Annotated in this window: 19 protein-coding genes; 3 read left to right on the forward strand and 16 right to left on the reverse strand. The window is 43.2% G+C overall.

The annotated features are described in order from the left end of the window. Positions 1-472 precede the first annotated feature (472 nt). Together BU200_RS00105 and BU200_RS00110 are read left to right on the forward strand one after the other, a co-directional pair. Positions 473-2122: an Rqc2 family fibronectin-binding protein gene (locus tag BU200_RS00105; RefSeq protein WP_075098208.1), complete on the forward strand. Its 1650-nt coding sequence runs from the start codon at positions 473-475 to the stop codon at positions 2120-2122. Between the two features lie 9 nt (positions 2123-2131). Continuing rightward, positions 2132-2602 (forward strand): 8-oxo-dGTP diphosphatase, encoded by a 471-nt coding sequence (locus BU200_RS00110; protein ID WP_075098209.1) that lies wholly within the window; start codon positions 2132-2134, stop codon positions 2600-2602. Positions 2603-2878: 276 nt separating this feature from the next. Here the strand turns inward: BU200_RS00110 and budA are convergent, their stop codons facing one another. From budA to BU200_RS00125, 3 genes are read right to left on the reverse strand one after another with little or no spacing between them, the layout of a single operon-like run. Continuing rightward, positions 2879-3595, reverse strand: a complete 717-nt coding sequence (gene budA / locus BU200_RS00115; protein WP_075098210.1) for an acetolactate decarboxylase — start codon at positions 3593-3595, stop codon at positions 2879-2881. A gap of 3 nt (positions 3596-3598) precedes the next feature. Beyond that, the gene (locus BU200_RS00120; RefSeq protein ID WP_075098211.1) at positions 3599-4828 is read right to left on the reverse strand and encodes a tetratricopeptide repeat protein; all 1230 of its coding nucleotides are present in this window, start codon (positions 4826-4828) and stop codon (positions 3599-3601) included. Next, the gene (locus tag BU200_RS00125; protein WP_075098212.1) at positions 4821-5990 is read right to left on the reverse strand and encodes an AI-2E family transporter; all 1170 of its coding nucleotides are present in this window, start codon (positions 5988-5990) and stop codon (positions 4821-4823) included. The genes BU200_RS00120 and BU200_RS00125 overlap by 8 nt, the downstream gene beginning before the upstream one ends. Positions 5991-6222: 232 nt before the next feature. On the opposite strand from BU200_RS00125, the gene BU200_RS00130 reads away from it, so the two are divergent. Further along, positions 6223-7227 carry a lactonase family protein gene (locus BU200_RS00130; protein ID WP_075098213.1) on the forward strand — a complete coding sequence of 335 codons (1005 nt, stop codon included), beginning with the start codon at positions 6223-6225 and terminating at the stop codon, positions 7225-7227. A 110-nt stretch (positions 7228-7337) separates the two neighbouring features. On the opposite strand, the gene BU200_RS00135 is transcribed toward BU200_RS00130, so the two are convergent. From BU200_RS00135 to pstA, 13 genes are all read right to left on the reverse strand, one after another. Further along, entirely contained in the window at positions 7338-7967 is a 630-nt protein-coding gene (locus tag BU200_RS00135) for an HAD family hydrolase (protein ID WP_075098214.1), read from the reverse strand. 11 nt (positions 7968-7978) lie between these two features. Further along, complete coding sequence (locus BU200_RS00140) at positions 7979-8608, reverse strand: ArsR/SmtB family transcription factor (RefSeq protein ID WP_075098215.1); 630 nt, start codon at positions 8606-8608, stop codon at positions 7979-7981. Positions 8609-8742: 134 nt separating this feature from the next. Further along, positions 8743-10002: a YeeE/YedE family protein gene (locus tag BU200_RS00145; RefSeq protein ID WP_075098216.1), complete on the reverse strand. Its 1260-nt coding sequence runs from the start codon at positions 10000-10002 to the stop codon at positions 8743-8745. Positions 10003-10024: 22 nt separating this feature from the next. Continuing rightward, complete coding sequence (locus BU200_RS00150) at positions 10025-11341, reverse strand: APC family permease (protein WP_075098217.1); 1317 nt, start codon at positions 11339-11341, stop codon at positions 10025-10027. A gap of 2 nt (positions 11342-11343) precedes the next feature. Next, on the reverse strand, positions 11344-13041 hold the full coding sequence (locus BU200_RS00155) for an FAD-dependent oxidoreductase (RefSeq protein ID WP_075098218.1): 1698 nt from the start codon (positions 13039-13041) through the stop codon (positions 11344-11346). 314 nt (positions 13042-13355) lie between these two features. Further along, positions 13356-14714, reverse strand: a complete 1359-nt coding sequence (locus BU200_RS00160) for an MATE family efflux transporter (RefSeq protein ID WP_075098219.1) — start codon at positions 14712-14714, stop codon at positions 13356-13358. 625 nt (positions 14715-15339) lie between these two features. Beyond that, positions 15340-16323: a GMP reductase gene (guaC, locus tag BU200_RS00165; protein WP_075098220.1), complete on the reverse strand. Its 984-nt coding sequence runs from the start codon at positions 16321-16323 to the stop codon at positions 15340-15342. 231 nt (positions 16324-16554) lie between these two features. Next, positions 16555-17178 (reverse strand): endonuclease III, encoded by a 624-nt coding sequence (gene nth, locus BU200_RS00170; protein ID WP_075098221.1) that lies wholly within the window; start codon positions 17176-17178, stop codon positions 16555-16557. Between the two features lie 424 nt (positions 17179-17602). Further along, a complete protein-coding gene (locus tag BU200_RS00175; RefSeq protein ID WP_075098222.1) occupies positions 17603-19261 on the reverse strand; it encodes a sensor histidine kinase in 1659 nt (552 codons plus the stop codon). Then, a complete protein-coding gene (locus BU200_RS00180) occupies positions 19254-19931 on the reverse strand; it encodes a winged helix-turn-helix domain-containing protein (RefSeq protein WP_075098223.1) in 678 nt (225 codons plus the stop codon). The genes BU200_RS00175 and BU200_RS00180 overlap by 8 nt, the downstream gene beginning before the upstream one ends. Positions 19932-19936: 5 nt before the next feature. Beyond that, positions 19937-20578 (reverse strand): phosphate signaling complex protein PhoU, encoded by a 642-nt coding sequence (phoU, locus tag BU200_RS00185; protein ID WP_075098224.1) that lies wholly within the window; start codon positions 20576-20578, stop codon positions 19937-19939. Then, positions 20578-21327 (reverse strand): phosphate ABC transporter ATP-binding protein PstB, encoded by a 750-nt coding sequence (pstB, locus tag BU200_RS00190; protein ID WP_075098225.1) that lies wholly within the window; start codon positions 21325-21327, stop codon positions 20578-20580. The genes phoU and pstB overlap by 1 nt, the downstream gene beginning before the upstream one ends. Before the next feature lies 1 nt (position 21328). After that, complete coding sequence (pstA, locus tag BU200_RS00195) at positions 21329-22171, reverse strand: phosphate ABC transporter permease PstA (RefSeq protein ID WP_209307153.1); 843 nt, start codon at positions 22169-22171, stop codon at positions 21329-21331. Between the last annotated feature and the right edge of the window lie 2 nt (positions 22172-22173).

Below are 22173 nucleotides of genomic sequence, written 5' to 3' on the forward strand. Positions count from 1 at the left end.
AAATATAAACTAAATGACTATAAAAACCAAATTCGCCATCGCTTTTTCATCTCTCATCCTCCTCATACGGTGCCATATAACCGAACACCATAGAAAAAGCCCCCGCATACAAAACTGCATGCGAGGGCGTCAATGACACGGTGCCACCTCACTTATGGAAACTACCTAGAATTGTTCCATATCTCCATCTCCTCTATCAAGGAGTTGCACGGTAAGGGGTGCCAACCGAATTCTCATTGTTTTGAATTCAATACATAAAATCAGCCCATTTCATAAACGTCCGCTACTTGTTCACAATACCCACAAGCTCCCTGAAAACGAATCATCTATTACTTCTTCTGATTAGTAAACATTATAGAACTTCCTCTTTGCTTTGTCAATAGTTTTTTGTAAAATTTTTAAAAAATGTTATAATTGGAATAAAAAGCAGATTATACTTGACTTACAGGAACTAGAAATATGAGGAATAGACATGTCTTTTGACGGATTCTTTTTACATCATCTGACGGCTGAATTGCAAGAGGCACTAGAGGGCGGTCGGATTCAAAAAATCAACCAGCCTTTTGAACAGGAGATTGTCCTCCATATCCGCAGCAATCGGACTAGCCAGAAACTGCTTCTTTCCGCCCATCCAGTCTTTGGTCGCGTCCAACTGACCCAGACCGAATTTACCAATCCCAAGGTTCCAAACACCTTTACCATGATCTTACGGAAATACTTGCAGGGAGCTATTATTGAGTCAATCCAACAGTGGGACAATGACCGTATTTTAGAATTTGTCGTCTCAAATAAGGACGAGATCGGAGACCACCTCAAGGTAAGTCTCATCATTGAAATCATGGGCAAGCATAGCAACATTCTCCTAGTTGATAAGACTGAAGAACGAATTATCGAAGCGATTAAACATGTTGGCTTTTCGCAAAATTCCTATCGGACAATTCTACCGGGGGCGAGCTATGTGCGGCCTCCTGAAACCAATCGTTTCAATCCCTTTACGATTGGCGATGAAAAATTATTTGAACTCTTGAATACAGAAGAGCTTACAGCCAAGCGGCTTCAAAGCCTTTTCCAAGGACTGGGTCGCGATACCGCAACAGAATTAGCGCAGCGTTTGACAACGGATAAACTCAAGAATTTCCGGGCTTTTTTTGACCAAACCTGCCAACCCAATCTAACAGAAAAATTTTATACTGCCGTGCCTTTTGCCGATAGTCAAGAAGTATTTGCGAGCCTTTCTCAACTCCTTGACTACTACTATCAGGATAAGGCGGAGCGTGACCGAGTTGCCCAGCAAGCGCAGGAACTGATCAAGCGGGTGGCTAGTGAACTGGATAAAAATCGTAAGAAGATTGTCAAGCAGGAACAAGAACTCCTCGACACTGAAACGGCTGAACTCTTCCGCCAAAAGGGGGAGCTACTGACGACCTATCTCCATCAGGTGCCTAACGACCAAGCCAGTGTCACTCTGGACAATTATTATACTGGTGAACCACTGACTATTGAACTAGATGTCGCACTCACTCCGAGCCAAAATGCCCAACGTTATTTCAAGAAATACCAAAAATTAAAGGAAGCTGTCAAGCACCTCAATTCTCTAATCGAAGAAACGAAAGCAACGATTCACTACCTTGAAAGTGTCGATACTATGCTTGCGCAAGCCAGTCTTTCTGAAGTTGAAGCAATCAGAGAAGAATTGATTGAGACAGGGTATCTCAAGCGGCGTCATCGGGAAAAAATAGCCAAGCGCCAAAAGCCAGAACGCTACTTGGCAACAGATGGAAAAACGATTATTCTTGTTGGAAAAAACAATCTCCAAAATGATGAATTGACCTTTAAGATAGCAAAAAAAGGCGAATGGTGGTTCCATGCAAAAGACATTCCAGGAAGCCATGTCATCATCACAGATAATCTTGAACCGAGCGACGAAGTCAAGACGGATGCAGCAGAACTAGCAGCCTATTTCTCCAAGGCTCGCTACTCCAATCTGGTGCAAGTGGACATGATTGAAGCCAAGAAATTGCATAAACCAAGCGGTGCTAAACCAGGATTTGTCACCTACCGAGGGCAAAAAACGCTACGGGTTACTCCAGATGAGTCGAAGATTAAAGCTATGAAGCAATAGGAAGAAAACATGAGTGAAACGATTAAAAACTATGTCAATATTTGTATCAAAAAGGGCAATCAAATCCTACTATTAGATCGCCAGCATGATGATTTCAAGGGCTGGATTCAGCCCGGTGGTAAGGTCGATTTTCCTGAATCTTTCTTTCAAGCAGCTGTACGCGAAGTCAAGGAGGAAACCGGACTGACCGTTCGTAACTTGCAACTAAAAGGCATTTCCGGCTTTACCAACCCCATTGGAAAGGAACGCCATGTCTACTACGACTTCCTCTGCGAGGATTTTGAAGGTGAAATCTTGACCACATCGCCTGAAGGCACTCCAAAATGGTGGTCGATTGACCAACTCGACCAGCTTGAGATGCAGGAGGATATTCGAAGTCGACTACCTCTTTACTGGCGTAAGGGTTCCTTTGAACGTATCCACTACTGGGATGAGGAAAACCGTTGCGTCTATCATACGGAAGAAAGTTTATATGATTAATACTCTAAAACTGGCAGTCCAAGGATGAACTGCCAGTTTTATATTTGAAGATTTTTAAATAAATAGTACACCGTGCTCTCGCTTTCCTATTTTCAGGCTCGGGATAAAATAGCACACTGTGACTGCCTCGCTTTCCTATTTTCAAGCTCGGGATAAAATAGCACACTGTGACTGCCTCGCTTTCCTATTTTCAAGCTCGGGATAAAATAGCACACTGTGACTGCCTCGCTTTCCTATTTTCAAGCTCGGGATAAAATAGCACACTGTGCTATTTTATTACTCCACCTTGTCAATATCGTCACGTACTTCTTTAGCGTTGAACTTGGCGAAAAGAAACTGCCGATCCTGAACTGGAAAACGTTGGTCCAGCTGGTCAACAGCTCCGACTTCAACAAAACCTTGGTTAATGACGTAATCCATGACATGCCCACCGAAGCTATGGTCATCTGAAATAAAATGCAGATGATAGCCCGCAACACTCACTCCATGAAAAATCTCTGGTGTCCAGATGCCGACAATGGTACCTGAAATGTCTTCTGCCGTATATTCGGGCTGATGGGTTGCGACCTCTGCAAACTTTATATCCGAGGTGGATTTTGGAATCATCCGAACGTGCATGTTTGAAAAATGACCCCGGATTTTAATAGAGCGAAAAAGATTTTCGCCATCATAGTAAGATTCAATTCGCGCCTGCAATTCCTTGTCTGTCATTTCAAAGCGCTGTTTAAAAATCACCTCTGCCTGATGAAAGATTACGGCTGCATAGGGCACCTTGACATCAGGCGACACTTCCACTACCTCTGGCCTGTCACCTGACCCCTTGGCTTGATAGGCTTTCCCGTCTAGCACAATCAATTCTCCATCAATTGAGTCAAGCGTTCCAAGCCCCAGATCACCATGCTCTAATAATTCACCAACTGTCAAAGAACCACCGTATAAACCAGCCATCAAGGCACCCAGTGTATTATACTGAAATAATTTATTTACTTCCATTTTTTATCCTTGATTATAAAATTCTTGCATAGTCAGATCGTCCGGTACTAATTGCAAGTAGCGACTCGCTAAATTCTTGGCCTCTCCTAGTCTTCCCAACTGTCGTAAAAGCTCAATGAAATCTGCCAAAAATTCAGGATTTTCAGCCAAGTCCTGCTGCAAGCGCTCAAAGAGAGCAAGTGCTTCCTGATCTCTTTCCAAGGCTTGATAGGCTTTGGCAATATTCCAAACAGCTAGGACATTGTCCAATTCCTCCGAATAAAGACGGACGGTATCCTCATAGCGTTCCTGCTCCAAATAGAGATTGGTCAAGCGCAAAACAACCTCGTTTTCATCCTCGACATTCGCCTTAGCTTGCAAGAGATATGCTTCTGCTGCCTTTACATCATGGTCCTCATAAGCATATTGCGAGGCGAGTAACAATAAGACAGGATCGTATTCGTTTTTGGCAAGACCTTTTGCTAGCATCTCCCGCGCTTCTGCCAACTTATGCTCTCCATGAAGCGCTTGGGCATAGGCGTATTCATAGCCTTCAAATTCTTGATTCATCGTGTCCAACTGCTTGAAATATAGGGCTGATTTTTGATAGTCTTCCAGATCTAACAACAAGGTTGCTAGTTCAAAGACAGTCTGGTCATCATAGGCCAACTCAACTGCCTTTTCTAAAAATTCAATAGCTGCTTCAAATTTTCCAAGGCTGGCATAGGCAAGACCAATCCGTTGATAAGTGGATACGCCTGTCCATTCATAAAATTGTCGATTGTCCAGCTGGGCATAATATTGAATGGCTTCCTTGTAGTCTTGCAACTCCATGTCTAGCTCGGCTAGACCAAATAAAATCACCGGATCATCCGTTAGCTGACTAGCTTCTAACAGTTTTTCTCTTGCTACATCTGCCAATCCCTCTGACTGATATAAATCAGCCTTGACCACCAAGGCCTCCACATAGGCTGGACTATCTGAACCAATCATCTCTAGATAAGAAAAAGCCTCTTCTATCAAACCGTCCTCATTGGCGATCTGGGCAAGTTGAATCGCCAGATCCGGATAGGTAGCCTGCAGACGCAGGTAAATCTCTTTTGCCTGCGGTAAAAAGCCGATACTTTCCAGATAAGTTGCCAATTCCAGCAAGATTTCATCCGAATCATTGTCCAAGGCTCGCTGAAAATAGTTCATAGCCTTTTGTAAATCTTGTTGCTCCAAGCAGACCAACATCTTTTCACTATTATTCATCTACACCCTCAATCAGTTCAGTTTCTGGCTCATACAAGCCGCTATACTCCTTGTACCATTCAAAAATGGCTTTTAAGACCACCTTAATAGAAGCATAAATCGGAATCCCAAGGAGCACTCCTATCACGCCAAACATCTGTCCAGCAGTCAAAAGGACAAAGAGAATGGTAATAGGGTGAATATTCAAGGAACTACCGATAATCAACGGTGTCACAAACCGTCCCTCAATCGTCTGCTCCACCGCAAAGACGACGACCACCTTAAGCAGCATGAATGGTCCCGCAATAGCACCTAGAATAAGGGCAGGAATCATGGCAAGAAAAGATCCTAGATAAGGAATCAAGTTCAAGAAACCAGCTACAATCCCTAAGGTAATCGGGTAACTAAGCCCAATCACTGAAAACATGATCGAAAACATCAAGGCAACGATAACGGCTACCGTTACCTGACCGCGGACATAGTTGGACAATTGGCTATTGACATCGGTCAAGACATCACCGATTGAAGCCCGCCACTTGGTCGGTAGGTATTTAGTGACATGCGCTTTCAAATACTGTCCGTCGCGCAAGAGATAAAAGAGGATAAATGGCATAATCAAGACGGCTACCACTACCTGAGAGGTCGCACTAATCAACTCTTTTGCCCAATCAACTGCGCTTGAAGATAATTTTTGGGCAAAGGAAATGATATGATTATTGACATTGTCTAGTAGCTCTAAAGCTGTTGGCCGAAATTGCTCAAATCGATCATCCTGTAAGAGAGAGGTCACCTGCCACTCGATTTCCTGAATATAAGTAGGAAGATTGCGGGCAAAGCTAACCACCTGCTTTTGAATACTTGGAATGGCAACTGCCAAGCCCCAAACTAAAAGAAAGGCAATCACGACAAATAAGATAGCAATCGCAACTGTTCGTGAGACCTTGTATTTTTCCAGCAGATCAACGATAGGATTTGTCAAATAATAGAGCAAGCCTGTTAGAAGCATAGGGAGGAGAATAATCTCCAAGAAACTGGCAATCGGGCTAAAAATAAAGCTAATCTTGGTTAAGACTAAGATAGTCAACAAGACCAAGAGCGTCACGAGAAAAAACGTGACCGCTTGATTGTTCACAAACCATTTAAAAAACCAAGACAGGTAAAATTTTTGTTTTTTATCGTCCATGTAAAACCTCTTCCTATATCATCTTTCAGTTTTTATGAATCCTACTCCAATAGTGGGAAATCGGAAATCCTGTTTCCTCAATCATTGACAACTTCAACCTAAACTGAATAACTGTATTTTTTCTATTATACCATGTATCCTTGATTTTCGGGCGATAGAAATCGGTAGAGGACGGACTTTCCCCTTAAAATATGATATAATTTTCTAAATAAGACAATGTGAGGAATTGATGATGATACTTTATTTTGGAACCTATACTCGTAGGGCTTCTGAAGGCATCTATGCCGCAGATTTCAATGTAGAAACAGGAGAGTTGAGCAAGTGCCGCCTCATCGCTGCTGAGCCGAATCCCACCTATCTTGCCTTTTCAGACGACCTCTTTCTTTATTCTGTGGGAGCTAGGGACAAGCAAGGAGGGCTCGCCGCCTTTTCTCCAGAATTGAAGCTCATTAACCACGCCGTAGCTGACGGTGCCCCCCACTGTTATGTATCTGTTGACGAGGAGCGGGGCCTAGTTTACGGAGCCAACTACCACAAGGGACAAGTCTTGGTCTATCAACGCTTGGAAAATGGAGGCATAGAGCTGGTCGATACTCATCAACATGAAGGTTCTGGTCCTCATGAAAATCAATCCAGTCCACATGTGCATTTCGCAGATCTGACACCCGATAAATACCTAGTCACCTGCGATTTAGGAACTGACGAGGTCGTCACTTATAACGTGTCCGACCAAGGCAAACTAGCACCGCTTGCCCGCTATCACGCAACACCCGGTGCTGGTCCACGTCATATCCTCTTTCATCCAACCGCTAAAATTGCCTATCTCATCTGCGAGCTGAACTCGACCATTGAAGTCCTCATCTACGATGGCTTGGGAGAATTTGAACTCATGCAGACCATCTCCACCCTGCCAGACGACTACACCGCCTTTAATGCTACCGCTGCGATTCGTCTCTCTAAAGATGGAAGATTCCTCTATGGCTCAAACCGCGGACATGATTCAATTGTAGTCTACAAGATCCTAAGAGATGCCAGTCTGGAGCTGGTTGAAATCGTTCCAAGTATGGGGAATACCCCGCGCGATTTCATTCTCAGTCCTGATGATCGCTTCTTGATCGTGGCACATCAAGATTCAGACAATGTTAGCGTCTTTAGCCGCGATACAGAAACAGGGAAGCTCACCAATCTGTCTTCTGACTTTATCGTCCCCGAAGCCGTCTGCGTCACATTTGCATAAAGAAAAACCTAAAGTGCTGACTTTAGGTTTTTCTTTATTTAAACGACATCAGCGTCGTCTTGCCACACATCAGTACAGCTCGTGGCTCGCTCTTTGTTTTTTAGTAAATATTAGAATAATTTCATCAAGTCACTCAAACACTGAACAGTAAAGTCAGCTGTTATGCCTGCCTGTTGACAATGATGGGGACCAATCCCTTGTAGCACATGCACCGTCCGCATTCCTACTCTTTTAGCAGGAAGAATGTCATTATCCATACGATCTCCAATATAGAGACAATCTCCCGCAGGGCTCTTAACTTGCCTTAACGTATAGTCAAATAGCGCTCGATTAGGCTTTTGATAGCCTACTTCTTCTGAACAGACAATTAGATTAAAAAAATGGCGAATTCCAAAGGATTCTAACCGTTGTTCCAATCCCCTATTTTGATTGGCAATAATCCCTAATCGATATGATTGAGCCAAATAATCCAAAACCCTATCAACATCAGGATATAAAGTCTCACCTTCGTAGTTCCAATGAGGACGTATATTGGATGGCAAACCATACCAAGCCCACGCATTTCTAATAGGAGGCTCTCCCAGCGCCGCCAACTCCTGCATTTTTGCAAAAAAATCTGCTGCCGTCACCTTTTTTCCATACTCTCGCAAAGTCATTGAGCACTCATTCGCAAATCGCTGGTAGGTCAAAGTCTCATCCACCAAGGTAGATCCGACATCAAAAAATATCCAACTTAGCATCCCTTCTCCCGCTAGCTCGTTTTTCGGTTCCAGTCAAAATGCGTTCCATTGACACTATAAGCCTCAAAACCGCTGCGGTTCAAAATGGCTGCTGCCTGACTGGCATAAGTGCAAAAGAGACCTCGACAATATAAAATAATAATCTTATCCTTGTCCAATTTTTCTAAATTCTCTTTCAATACGGCATAAGGAATATTGACTGCTCCCTCCACATGATCGATATGAAACTCTGCTTCCGAACGCAAATCCACCAACTGTGCCTGACGGGCAAAGACCTTATTTTTAGCCTCTGCCAAATCAATGGTCTTCATCTGGTCATCAGTCGCAATGAATTGCTGCTCAATAAAGCCTAGCATCGGTGACTGCTCCTCGCTAATCTGATGGATGTCCCGTAACAAATGCTCCACCATTTCTGATGAAACACGATACCAAACATACTTGCCTTCTTTTTTCAAGGACACCAGACTAGCCTCTTTTAAAACTTGTAGATGCCTAGAGGTATTTGCAATAGACATATCCGTCATTCTAGCTAGTTGCTCTACTGATTTAGGACCATGAATGAGCCGATGTAATATTTCTAATCGTTTTTCACTGGATAGCGCCTTTCCAATGCGCACATATTCCTTGAATATCTGATCCATATACTGTCTACTATCTACCAAATTCTTTGATATTCCTCTTTTCCATTCATTATCCAGTATTGATTATACCACATCTCGTTCTATCTGAATAAAAAAAGCCCCTCCTTCCTTTTTGGAAGCAAGAGCAATTGATTTTAAACATCAAATTTCTTAGCAGCGATATTTCCAAGAATCCCACCACTCACTAAAAAGATAAGAAAGACCCATCCAGATAAAGAGAAGTTTGCAATCGGTGTAAAGAGAGCGCCGACATTACAACCATTTGACAAACGTGTTCCAAATCCCATCAAGAATCCTCCTAAAATATAGAACAAGGATTGTTTGCCGGTAATCCGTAATTCAGATTTGTAGACTGTTGTAAAGGTTCCTGAAGTCAATAAAAATACGACTGTTCCAAGGACAATTCCAAGGTTTTGAACGCTGATTGGATGTTGTAAGAATGGTGTCGTAAAGGCCTCTTCTGGCATTAGGCTAAAGTTTGAAAGACTAGCTGCATCTACACCAAATAGGAGCAAGATCTGTCCAAACCATAGACCGTAAGGTGTACTTGCACCCCAACCAGCCTTGGTAACCCCCATCAATAAGGTAAAAAGAATGGCTAGCACCACTGCTGCTGTGCGTAAAGACCAGGCTTTTACAAAGAGGCGGTCATACCAATCCCCTGCTGTTACAGGCGCCACTGCCATTTCCTCTACTTCCATATCTTGGATTTTTTCACCAAGATGACCCGAGTAAGTCCCCGCTTGTTTGCGATGCGCTTCATAACGATAAGCCATCCAACTAACAAGCAAGCACAAGATTCCTGTCAACACAAGGGCTCCCAGATAACCATCTAAGCCATCAAACTTAAATAGGTCAGGTAGGTACACTCCACCATAGAGTTTGGCACCCGTTTCACTGGTCAGCCAAGATGTTTGAACCCAAGAGGCACTATTTTGAATAGGAAAGCCAATAAATACACCCAGACAGAAGAAAATGAGAGTCAGCAAACCTCTAGGAAGAGCCGTAACCAAGTCTGTCAATACACCAGATGCACAGCAAGCCGAGAAAGTCATCCCAAATCCAAAGAGAAGTCCTCCGAGCAGCAAGCCCCCGTTAATTGGGTTGACCCATAAATCATAGGTGGACGCATCCGCATTGAATAAGAAGGCTGTACTAAGCAGACAAGTGATAAAGAACATCAGCATCATGGTACGCATGAGACGGGTAGAGCCTGTTCGATAGGCACGATTGACACTGCCTGCAAACCCTGTATACCCCCTACTTAAGGTATATCCCAAACCAGCTCCGATCAACAATCTGAAAAACAGCATATCTGAAGACAAGTAATAATGTCCAAAGAGCAACAGTGCAACAAGTCCTACGATTCCTATCGTACGTTCAAGATTTTTCATTTTCATTCTCCTAACTTTTCTTTTATTTCCGATTGCCAGTCACTCTAAAGTACAAGAGTCCCAGCAATATCCAACCTACTAAAATCCCTGTCGAGATCGTCCCTAACCGACTGGGAGAACCTGGAACCAAAAGTAATCCGATAAAGAAGAAACTAATGGCAACACCTATTTGACTGATTCTTTTATCCATTGGCTTCTTTGCCAGCCTACCACTAATGAAGCACACATAGGCATAGGTGACAGCCGCCATTAGACTTGATAAGTCGACAATATACAAGATGACCTCACGCCCTAACAATAGTAGCATAGCTGCAATCAGGGACACAAATTTCAAGGCTTTCTCTGCTACTCGGTGCTGATTTTTTTGCGCATAATGGCTCGGTAGCAACTTATAAAGAGCAAGGGATGAAACAACTCGGCTACTGGCAATCAGAAAACCATTGATTCCACCCACAACCGCTGCAAACAAGGCTAGGCAGAGGGCAACAAAACCAAACCAACCTGCATAGGTCAAGACGGCACTGCCACTTGCCCAAGCTACATTCTTTGCCTGATCAGGTGAATAGGCTAGAGCCGTCATGAGATTCAACAAGTTATAAATCAATACACCGACTACTGTTGCAAGCAAGGTAATCTTGCTTGCTGTCTTGATGGAGAAACCCAAGTCTGTCATTACTTGAGGTACAATATCAAAGCCGACAAACAAGAAGGGGATAATGGCTACTACTCTGATGATTTCCGTCAGATCAACACGATAAGAGCGTAGATAGGCAGTGTAGAACTGCTCCCGATCCCCGTAGCAAAACATCCAGATACTCAAGAGAAAGACAGTCGCAACAAGACAGACCATCAAGATTTTTTGAAAGGTCATGGATAGGACCAAGCCATGCTTGTTAATCCAGTAAAAGAGATAGATAATCCCTACTCCGATACCAATCTCTGACAGATAGACAGGATAGCCTGCAACCGTATAGAGATAGCCGTAGGAAAAATTACCAACAACCTCCTTTAAAACCAAGACTACCGCTGTCGCATTTAAAGAAATCAGCGTTAGGTAGCAAAAACTAAGTGCCCACCCAACGACAAATCCATGTTTTTTTCCTAGATGAACCAGCGTATAGGAAAACTCTCCTCCTTGCTCCTGATGATGAGCCATCATCGTATGGTAGGCAACCTGAATGGCATAGATTAGCACACCACCTACTACAAAGCCAATAGCGGTATTGATAACCCCTGCTTCCGGTAGAAATTTATTCCCCGGCAGATAGAAAGACCCCCAACCGATGACGGCACCGATCACGAGAGCAACAACATCTAATTTCGATAAGCCCTTTGACATAACTAATCAAAATTATAGCCTGTCACTATCGGCTCACGTCCAGTTGTTTGATCTTTGAAATACTCATAATAGCTGAGCATCAAGAAAGAACCTTGGATATTGATGATATTGTCATAGCCATATCCTTTCAAGGCACAGATTGCATAGTAGCTGTTCCAAGATGTCCGACAATGAATGTAAACGTGTCTATCCTTTGGAATTTCATCTAGGCGATCCCGAATTTCATCCAGAGGAATATTCACAGCTCCCTTGATATGAGCTGCTTCAAAGGCATCTTTCCCGCGAACATCTAGAATGTATTCTCCATTTTGAACCAAGCTCCGCACACTTGTAACTGGTACCTGTTCATAAACACCATGTAAGTAGTTCAAACCAACAATCCCTGCAAAATTCACGACATCCTTAGCCGTAGAAAAGGCTGGGGCATAACACAATTCCAACTCTTTCAGATCTTCTAAATAGCCACCCATGCTGATAACCGTTGCAATGACATTGATATTCTTAACAGGATTTCCCTTGCTGATTGCTTGAGCGCCAAGAACCTTACCAGTCGGATATTCATAGATGAGTTTAAAATGCATGGGAGAAGCTTCTGGCATTAAGCCCACACGGTCATTGGGAATCACTAGAGCAACACGGTAATCTATCCCTTGAGCCTGACAACTCTTTTCATTGAGACCAGTTGCCGCTGCATTCAGAGCAAAAACTCGGATACAAGAGGAACCAATTACGCCACGGTTTGGCTGGGGTTTGCCAGATAAGGCATCTGCTAGATTTCTAGCCTGCTTCTGGGCAGGACCAGCTAGAGGCAAACGTATTTTTTTACCTGTCTGACGATGGGTCACCTCAATCGCATCCCCAATTGCATAGACATCTGGCAAATTGGTCTGGTAGGTCGCATCTACCGCAATCGCTCCCGTTTCTCCTAGTTGAATCCCAGATGCAACCGCAAACTCCACATCAGGTGTCACACCAATTGCCATAATCACCGCTTGAGCAGGCAAGATTTTTCCGCTAGACAGGCGTACGCTGTCTCCTGTAATCTCCTCAACCGCATCTTCCAAAATGAGGTTCACACCATTATCCAGAAGTTCTTTGTGCAACATTTGAACCATATCCTCATCAAAAGGTGTCATAATTTGCGGACTTGCTTCAACTAAATGAACGGTTTTGCCAGCTTTTTTCAAGCATTCCGCCATTTCTACACCAATAAAGCCACCTCCAACTACAACCAGCTCTTCTGCTGCTTCCACTGTCAAATGATGCGCAATAGCCCGCACATCAGATACATTTTTCAGACTAAAGACATGCGAACTGTCAATTCCTTTAATGGATCGTGGTAAGATAGCTTTTGCCCCAGGGGATAAAATCAAGGCATCATAACCATCTTCAAACTCCTCACCCGTTTCCAGATTTTTAACAACTACCTTATGCTGGTCTGGGAGGATACTGATTACCTCATGGCGAACCTTAACATCTAGGTTATAGGTCTGTTTTAAACTAGCCGCATCATAAAAAATCAAATCGTCAATAGCTGCAACTTCTCCACTAAAATAGTTAGGCAGGCAACAATTTGAAAAAGAAACATCATATCCCTTATCGTAGATTTGAATGGGAACATGTTCATCGATCCGGCGTAGTCTAGCAGCGACCGAGGCTCCTCCTGCAACACCACCGACAACGATATATTTCTTAGACATTTTCTTCCTCCTTAGTTTGTGATATTTTTTTCAAACTTATTTTAACATTCAATTGAATGTTCGTCAATACCTTCTCGTAAAATTATCTCCAACTTCTATCTTTTCCTCATATTCCTGGCAAATCAGCTTCTTTTACTCTCATTTCTGTACCGCAGGTATAATCTGCAACAGCTATGTCTTTTTTATCCGAATTTTTAGGATAAACTCAATTTAACAAGGTGTGAGAGCCTTAAAAGCACACGGTGAAAAGAGAAAAAACTTTCATATTTTTTAAAATCAGAATAGAAAAAATGCCTTGGATTTTCCAAGACATTTTAGGGTGATGATTTCTGTTTTATGGCTCTTTTGGCAACTATCTTCAAGCGTAGGTTCAAGGATATGCCGCAAACGAAAATACCGACGACCAGTCCAATCCAATAGGCGAATGGGCCTAGCGAGGTTCGGCTATCGAGGAAAAAAGCGATTGGGAAGGTCAAGCTCCAAAAAGAAACGAGACCGATGATAAAGGGCATTGTCGTATCCTTATACCCCCGTAAGATGCCCTGTATTGGTGCTGTGAAGGCATCTGCTAGTTGGAAAAAGAGGGCGTAGATCAGAAACTGGGAAGTCAATTGAATAAAGGCTGGATCCTGTCCATAAAGACTTGCGACCATTGGGCGAAAGAAATACAGAAAGGATAGGTTGATAGAGGCAAATCCCATAGCGATCCAACGCCCCAAACGGCTGTATTCCTTAACATCTTGCCGACGACCAGCTCCGACTTCATAAGAAATCACTATCGGCAAGGCTGCAGAGATACTTAAAGGAAAGGCATAAAGAAGCGTCGCAAAATTCATGGCAGCCTGATGTGAGGCAATCACTTGCGAAGAGAATTGAGACATGTACAGTCCTACGACTGCGAAAATCGCAACTTCCGCAAATATTTGAAGACCAATCGGTAGTCCTAAACGTAAGTCTTCCTTGATAAAAGAAAGGTCAAAGGAAGTCTTTTTCCAAATCTGATAGTCTTTCATTTTCGGATGACGGCGCATGACCCAGATGACAACCCCTAGAACAGCCCAATAAGCCAGAGCTGTTCCTAGACCTGTCCCTGCTCCTCCTAATCTTGGAAGACCCCATTTTCCATAAATTAAGAGATAGTTAAAGAAAGAATTAAAAGGAACGATTAAGAGCATCAAATACATGGACAATCTCGTCAAGCCCAGTGAGTCAAAAAAGGAACGGAACACGCTAAACAATAAAAGCGGTAAAATACCAATCGCAATATAGAGCAGGTACTGCTCTGCCACCTGAAAGACGGCACTTTCGAGATCGAGGAGGCGCAAGATTGGAACTGCTCCCCAGAAGACGAGAATGAATAAAAGGAGAGCTAGACCGAGTGCCAAGTAGATAAAATGGTGCAATTCCTGTCGAATCCGTTCCTGATTTCCTCGTCCCAGATGTTGACCAATAATCGGGACAAGGGCTGATACAATTCCCGTTAAAAGGGCAAAGAAAGGATTCCATAAACTGGTCGCCATTGACACACCTGCCAGATCTACCGTGCTATACTGCCCCGTCATCATGGTATCGATAAAGCTGGCTGAAAAATTAGCAAATTGATAGACTAAAAGGGGGATAAAAATCGTTAAAAATAAGGAAACTTTTTCTTTCCAAGTTGTCGTTTGATGCATGATACTACCTGTTTTCTAAGTGAAATGTTCACCTATAAGAGGTGCTAAGTCTTCATTTTAAGGAAGAAAGAGTAAAAAGTCAACTAAGAACCTATGGACACAGGAGAGAGCCTCCAATCCCAGAAAGTATCTTTGGTATTTTAGGAAACTCTTGACAATCTGCCCCAAATAAAGGGTGGACAAGAGAGGTAAAACTAACTTCATGATGACCTAACTATCATCCAGATGAATCCTTTTTCCTAAAGGGAGAGCTATCAAAACAATAAGATGACCTTGCTTCTATTGGAAGAAGGTTGTCGTAAGGGGTCATTCCACCCTAGCTTTTCAAGGAATTTTAAATAAAAAGCATCAGTATGAGAGCTATTTTCTATAGTTATAGTTGTTTAGTTTACTTTTAGTACTAGCTCCAACAGTCTGGGGAGAGACTGTTGGAGGTGGGAAATGAAGAAAACGAAGTTTTCGTTAAAAGTCGCAGGTAGTACTGAAATACAGCAAGACGAGTTAACGAAGTAATAAAAGATAAACTAAATGACTATACTAATCGCTCCAAGACTCCTGACTATCTATCGGTTTTCTCTAAAAATAAAACTGCTGAATAAGTATATCCAGCAGTGTCTGTGCATGATTAGTGGGCATCGCCATTCCAGATAGAGTTTTTCACGATCACATAGTCTACGTGCTTCAAGCTCGAAATGTCCTTTCCGCCTGCGTAGGAAATAGAACTTTGTAGGTCTTGCTCCATTTCAATTAAGGTATCTTTCAAGTGCCCTTTGGCTGGTAGAAGAATTTTCTTTCCTTCAACATTTTTATAAGCACCTTTTTGGTATTCGGAGGCAGAACCGTAGTATTCCTTGAATTGTTCGCCATCAATTTCAACCGTTTTCCCTGGGCTTTCAATGTGTCCTGCAAAGAGCGAACCAATCATGACCATGCTCGCTCCAAAACGAATGGATTTCGCAATGTCACCGTGGGTACGAATGCCACCGTCTGCGATAATCGGTTTGCGCGCAGCTTTGGCACACCAACGCAAGGCAGCCAACTGCCAACCACCAGTACCAAAACCAGTTTTTACCTTGGTAATGCAGACTTTACCAGGTCCGATACCCACCTTGGTCGCATCTGCTCCAGCATTTTCTAATTCACGAACTGCTTCTGGCGTACCAACATTTCCAGCGATAACAAAGGTTTCAGGCAATTCTTTCTTGATATGCCGAATCATTTGAATAACACTGTCTGCATGACCATGAGCAATATCAATGGTGATATATTCAGGTGCGTCCTCTTTTAACTGGGTCACAAAATCATATTCGTAGTCTTTCACCCCAACTGAAATGGAGGCGATTAAACCTTGTTCGTGCATGCGTTTGATAAAAGGAATCCGACCCGCTTCGTCAAAACGGTGCATGATATAGAAGTAACCATCTTTGGCTAGTTGCTCCGCAACGTTTTCGTCGATAATGGTCTGCATATTGGCAGGTACAACAGGTAATTTGAAGCTATGGCTCCCCAAGGTCACTTGCGTATCTGCCTCTGTACGGCTCTTGATGATACATTTATTTGGAATCAATTGAATGTCTTCATAGTCAAAAATAGGGAATTCGTTTAGCATTTCAGCTCTCCTTTAAAATAATGACCTACCTATGCTCTTTTGCATCGCTACGCCTTTCGTGCGTTTCCTTTATTTATTATACAGGAATGTTTGGTTTTTGTCAATTTCAAAACTCTGTTATTTTTTAACGTTCGTTATTTTTATATAAAAAGATATTCAAGAATAACTTTCGTTCGTTTTTTCCTCTTTTCTGATATAAAAATCGCAACCTAGCGACTGCGATAAAAGGAATCAATCAAATTCATAGAGTTGAGGATAGCTACTGCACTCGGGATTCTTGGGATGGCAAACCTCACGACCAAAATAAATCATGGCTTGATGGGCTTTAAGCCACAGTTCTTTAGGCAGCACCTCCATGACACACTTTTCCGTCTCTAATGGTGTTGCTGATTTTTTAACAATATCATGATGCTTACAGATACGACCGACATGGGTGTCCACCGCAAAAGCAGAGATCCCAAAGCCCACACTCATGACCACATTCGCCGTCTTGCGCCCAACTCCTGATAAGGCTTCCAACTCTTCTCTAGTCTGCGGCACTACCCCATCATGTTGATCGAGCAATTGCTGGGCACACTCTTTGAGAAACTTGGCCTTGTTGCGATACAAGCCCAGCCTTGAAATATAGCCCGCAATTTCAGACTCACTAGCCGCTGCCATCTTCTCTGGGGTCGGTAGCTTCTCAAAGAGGGCAGGGGTTACCTTATTAACTGCTGCATCGGTCGTTTGAGCAGATAGCATGACTGCTACCAATAATTCAAAATGGTTGCGAAAATCCAGACTAGGTTTGGCATCCGGATAGAGGGCAATAATTTCTTCAATCACTTTTCGTGCACGTTTTTTTGATAATACCATATAGGGTCACTTCTTTCCGTTTTTCACTGTCTATTATTATAGCATAGTGCTAGGACAAATGGAAAAAAGTCGTTTGGGAGAATAAACGCAAGCTCCAATCTTTTCCTTGCTCCACAGTGCTAGTAGCGGCTTTTACTCTTTATTTCAGGCTAAACTTTCCAAAAAGAGACCGGGAGATTAGAAATGTCCAATGACCCCAGATAGGAAGCTTTCGGAGGTTGAAACAACTTTCCTAGATAAAATAGTCGCCAAATAAAGGGGCTACCTCATTATGAACTCGCAAGATTGATGTTTTCCTAAGGAAAATCTAGCATGCTCCTAGCTAGGAGTATGCGCTAACTAGAATGTTCCCAACTCTATTTTTATAAGTCTCAACAATTCTACACATCAAATCAGAAGATCCATAGGTGATACGCCGTGAGGCTTAGCGATTGATAGGAAAGCTGACAGTCATAGTCGTACCTTGACCTAAGTGACTGTCCACCTCAATCGTTGCACCGTGAACCTGTAAGGCATACTTGACAATGGATAGACCTAAGCCTGTTCCCCCCACCTGCTTGGAGCGGCTTTTGTCTGCCCGATAAAAGCGTTCAAAAATGCGCTCCTTATCAGCAGCGGCAATGCCCAAGCCTGTATCTACTACTTGCAGGGCAATCGTGTCCTGATGTTGCGACAATTCGATCGTCACCTGCCCCTTCTCTTTATTGTATTTGATAGCATTATCACAAAGATTGTAGATAATGGATTGTAAGAGGGTTGGATTTCCCTTATAGTAAACACTGTCAGCTTTTAGGGTAACGGAAAGCTCCTTTTGTTTCATTTTTTCTTGTAATCCAGTCAATACTTGCTCGATAAGGCTTGCCATGTCCACTACTTCTTTGTGAATTTTTCCTCCCTCATCCAACTGGGCTAATTGTAAAATATCTTCTACTAATTGGATCATCCGCTTGCTCTCTTGGTAAATCTTCTCAGAGAATAATTGAACGTTTTCTGGAGAAGCTAGACCTGATTGAAGCATTTCAGAGTAGCCGAATAAAATATGCAACGGGGTTCGTAATTCATGGGAGACTGTCGCTGTAAATTCTCTTCGGAGCTTGTCGAGATAGTATTGCTCTGTCACATCAAAGAAGAGGATAACAGCACCCGTCTGCTCTGCTTCTGCCCAAATAGGTCGAATAAGCACCTTGCTCTGCCTCTCTCCAAGCTCAAAAACTCTCTCTGCCTTTTGACCATTCAGCCCCTCTTCCAAGATTTCTTTCAACCCTATATGGCGCGAAAAGGCAGGAATGATTTGACCAATGCTTGAGCGCTCCAACCCTAGAAGTTGTCCTGCCGCCCCATTGTAGGAGACCAAGTGACCTCTTTTATCTACAATGATCATCCCCTCTTTCATTTTTGAAATAATGGTGTCAAATTCTTCCCTTTTTTGTCGGAGTAAACGTTCTTTTTCTGCCAGCTGGGTCTGATGCTGCTCCAAGCGCTTTAACAAGGGAGAAAGTTCGACATAGACATCATTTTCAAACGGTTTTTCCAGATCCAATTTTTCAAGTGGCTCCAATAACTTTCGCGAAATTCTCCTGGCGATAAACAGGGAACCCAAACTGGATAAAATAAAAAGCAAGCCCATCCAAGGAGTCAGCTGCCCTAGTAGAACCCAGATCGTATGTTGGGACAAGGACAAGCGCAGGACTGTCCCATCCGCCAGACGTTGAGCTGAATAGAGCAAGCGTTGGGTAAGGGTGTCTGATTGGCGGATGCTTCGACCACTCCCTAGCTCCTGTGCCTCTCTGACCTCCTCGCGGTCACCATGGTTGTCGAGCTGTTTGGCTACTTTCTCCGAATCATAGAGCACACCACCATCAGGTGCAATCCAAGTGATGCGGAGTTCCTTGCTATCGAGTTGCTCTAAGTAGCGAAATCCCTCTTGTTCTACCGCCTGCGCAATCAAACTCGTCTGGGTTTCTAATTGCTCCAATTGTAGCTCGGAAAAATAGTGGAAGAGATAGCCCAAGATGAGCAGAACAGTCCCAAGAAAAATTCCCATCGTCGATAGAAAAATGGCGCGAAAGATTTTCTTAGTCATTCCCGACCTCCAAGAGATAACCGACACCCCTGACTGTTTTTATATAGGCTGCTGCAGAGCCTAGTTTCTGGCGCAGGGTTCCAATATGAACATCTACTGTCCGAGTCTCTCCTAGAAAATCCTGCCCCCAGACCTTGTCCAGCAATTCCTGCCTGGTAAACACTCGTTGAGGTGCCCGAATAAGTAGTTTTAGTAGTTCAAACTCTTTCAAAGTCAACTCTAATTTCTTTTCTTCCACGACTACCCGATGTCGTGCCAGATCCAGCTCAATGACCCCGTATTGCAACTGTTCTTCCTGTTCCGTTTTTTTGACACGGCGGAGAACAGCCTTGATCCGGGAAATCATTTCCATCATTCCAAAAGGCTTGACCAGATAGTCATCTGCTCCTAGATCCAGACTTTGTACCTTGTCAAATTCTGTTCCTTTAGCTGTTGCCATCATCACTGGTACATGGCGAGTTGCAGCATTTTTCTGTAACTCTTCGAGGATGGATACGCCATCCTGACCGGGCATCATCACGTCTAGGATAATCAGGTCTGGAAGTTTTTCTTTCAGCTCTTTCCAAAAACCAGTTGCTTCTGAAAAGCCTTTAGCCTCAAAACCGGCGGTTTTAAGGCTATACAGCATTAGTTCTCGAATGGCATCATCATCTTCTACACAGTAGATCATTCTCTTCACCCTTCCAATTGGCCTGTAATCGCGAATTGAACCCACTTGGCGATGTTCACCGCATGATCTCCAATCCTCTCCAAATACTTGGCAATCATCAGCAAGTCAATGGCTTGATCTCCATTAACAGACTGTTTTCCCAAATAACTGGCCAGTTTTTCTTTTATTGTACCAAAATATTGGTCAACTGTATCGTCTTTGGCTATAACTTCCTGGGCTAGAGCATCACTTTCTTTCACAAAAGCATCCAAACTTCCAACCACCATCTGGCTGACCTGCTCTGCCATTTTCTTCACCAAGGGAATTTCATCTACTAGATGAATCGTATTATGGCTGATTAAATCTGCTACTTCTGATGACTGGGCGCCGATCCTCTTCATGTCATAGACCATTTTCAAGGCTGAAGAAATCGTCCGTAAGTCACGGGCAACCGGTTGCTGGCGTAAGAGCAATTTGAGACAGCGAGCTTCAATATCTCGCTCTAACTCTTCTATCTGCTGGTAGGTCTGCTGGATCACTTCCTCATCTAAATTGCCTGCTCCAGTGAGCCTTTCAGCAGAATAGGCAATCATTTCTTCACACAAGCCCCCCATAAACATCATATCTTTCTGCAAGGCTTCTAGCTGACTTTCAAAACGTGTGCGCATTAACCGAACCTCCCTGTAATATAGTCTTCCGTACGTGGATCTTTAGGCATACTAAAGAGCTGGCTAGTCTTATCATACTCAACCACTTCTCCCAGTAAGAAGAAAGCAGTCTTGTCTGATACCCGTAAAGCCTGCTGCATATTATGGGTTACCATAATAATCGTGTAATCCTGCTTTAACTCCAAGACCAATTCTTCAATTTTCGCTGTTGAAATCGGATCTAAGGCAGAGGTTGGCTCATCCATTAACAGGATTTCAGGTTCAATCGCCAAGGCTCTGGCAATGCAGAGACGCTGTTGCTGTCCTCCTGATAGACCAAGCGCTGATTTGTTCAGGCGGTCCTTGACCTCATCCCAAATCGCTGCCTGCCTTAGGGAACGTTCCACTAATCGATCCAACTCTAACTTTTTATGAACCCCATGCGTACGTGGACCATAGGCAATATTATCATAAATACTCATAGGGAAAGGATTGGGCTTTTGAAAGACCATTCCGACCTTTTTTCGAAGAACAGTCGTCTTCATATCTTTATAGATATCTTCTTGATCCAATAGAATCTGTCCGCTGATACGGCAATCCTTGACCAGATCATTCATCCGATTCAAACTTTTTAAGAGAGTGGATTTTCCACAACCCGAAGGTCCGATAAAAGCGGTGATATTATTACTTGGGATTTCCAAATTGACCTCTTTCAAGGCATGAAAATCTCCATAGTGCAGATTCAAATTCTGAATGCTAAATTTACTCATGTTAATTTCTTCCTAATTTTAATGCAATCCATTCGGATAAAAGATTCATGACAATAACCAGAAGCAGGAGAATAACTGCTGTTGCATAGGTCTGATTGACATAAATCCCTTCTCCCGAAATCAAATACATGTGTACTGCCAAGGTTCTCCCCGAGCTGGTCAAACCGCTTGCTACTTCTGCCACAGTACCTGCTGTAAAGATAAGGGCTGCTGACTCCCCGATTACACGTCCCAGAGCAAGAACAACTCCAGAAAAGATACCCGGTAAGGCTGACGGGAGTACCACTCGAAAAATCGTCCGTAGTTTTCCAGCACCGAGGGCAAAGCTCCCCTCACGATAGCCCTCTTTAACAGATAGTAGGGCCTCTTCTGTCGTCCGCATAATCAAGGGGAGTATCATGATACTAAGCGTTGCTGCTCCTGCCATCATTGACAGTCCCATGTGGAGAAATTTTACAAAGAACAAGGCTCCAAATAAGCCGTAGACAATAGAGGGAATGCCCGACAAGGTTTCTGTTGCCAGACGTACAACGGTTATCAATGGATTGTCTACATTGGCATATTCTGTTAAATAAATAGAGGCACCGATTCCAATAGGAAGTGCTATTGATAGGGACAAGACCGCCATCAAAATGGTATTTAATAAAGCCGGTAGCATGGAGACATTGGCACTAGAATATGTCCATGAAAACAGGTCTAAATTGAGATAAGGCAAACCTTTAAATAAAATGTACAAGACAATAAAACTGGTTGCTAATCCAGCTAGACCCGCTGATAGATAGACGATCCACCTCAAAAAGAAAGACAAATGGTCCTGATTCGATTCTTTTTTTAAAAATGACACGA

Origin of the sequence: Streptococcus acidominimus, assembly GCF_001921825.1 — a bacterium.
In the GTDB taxonomy this organism is placed as follows: Bacteria; Bacillota; Bacilli; order Lactobacillales; family Streptococcaceae; genus Streptococcus; species Streptococcus acidominimus.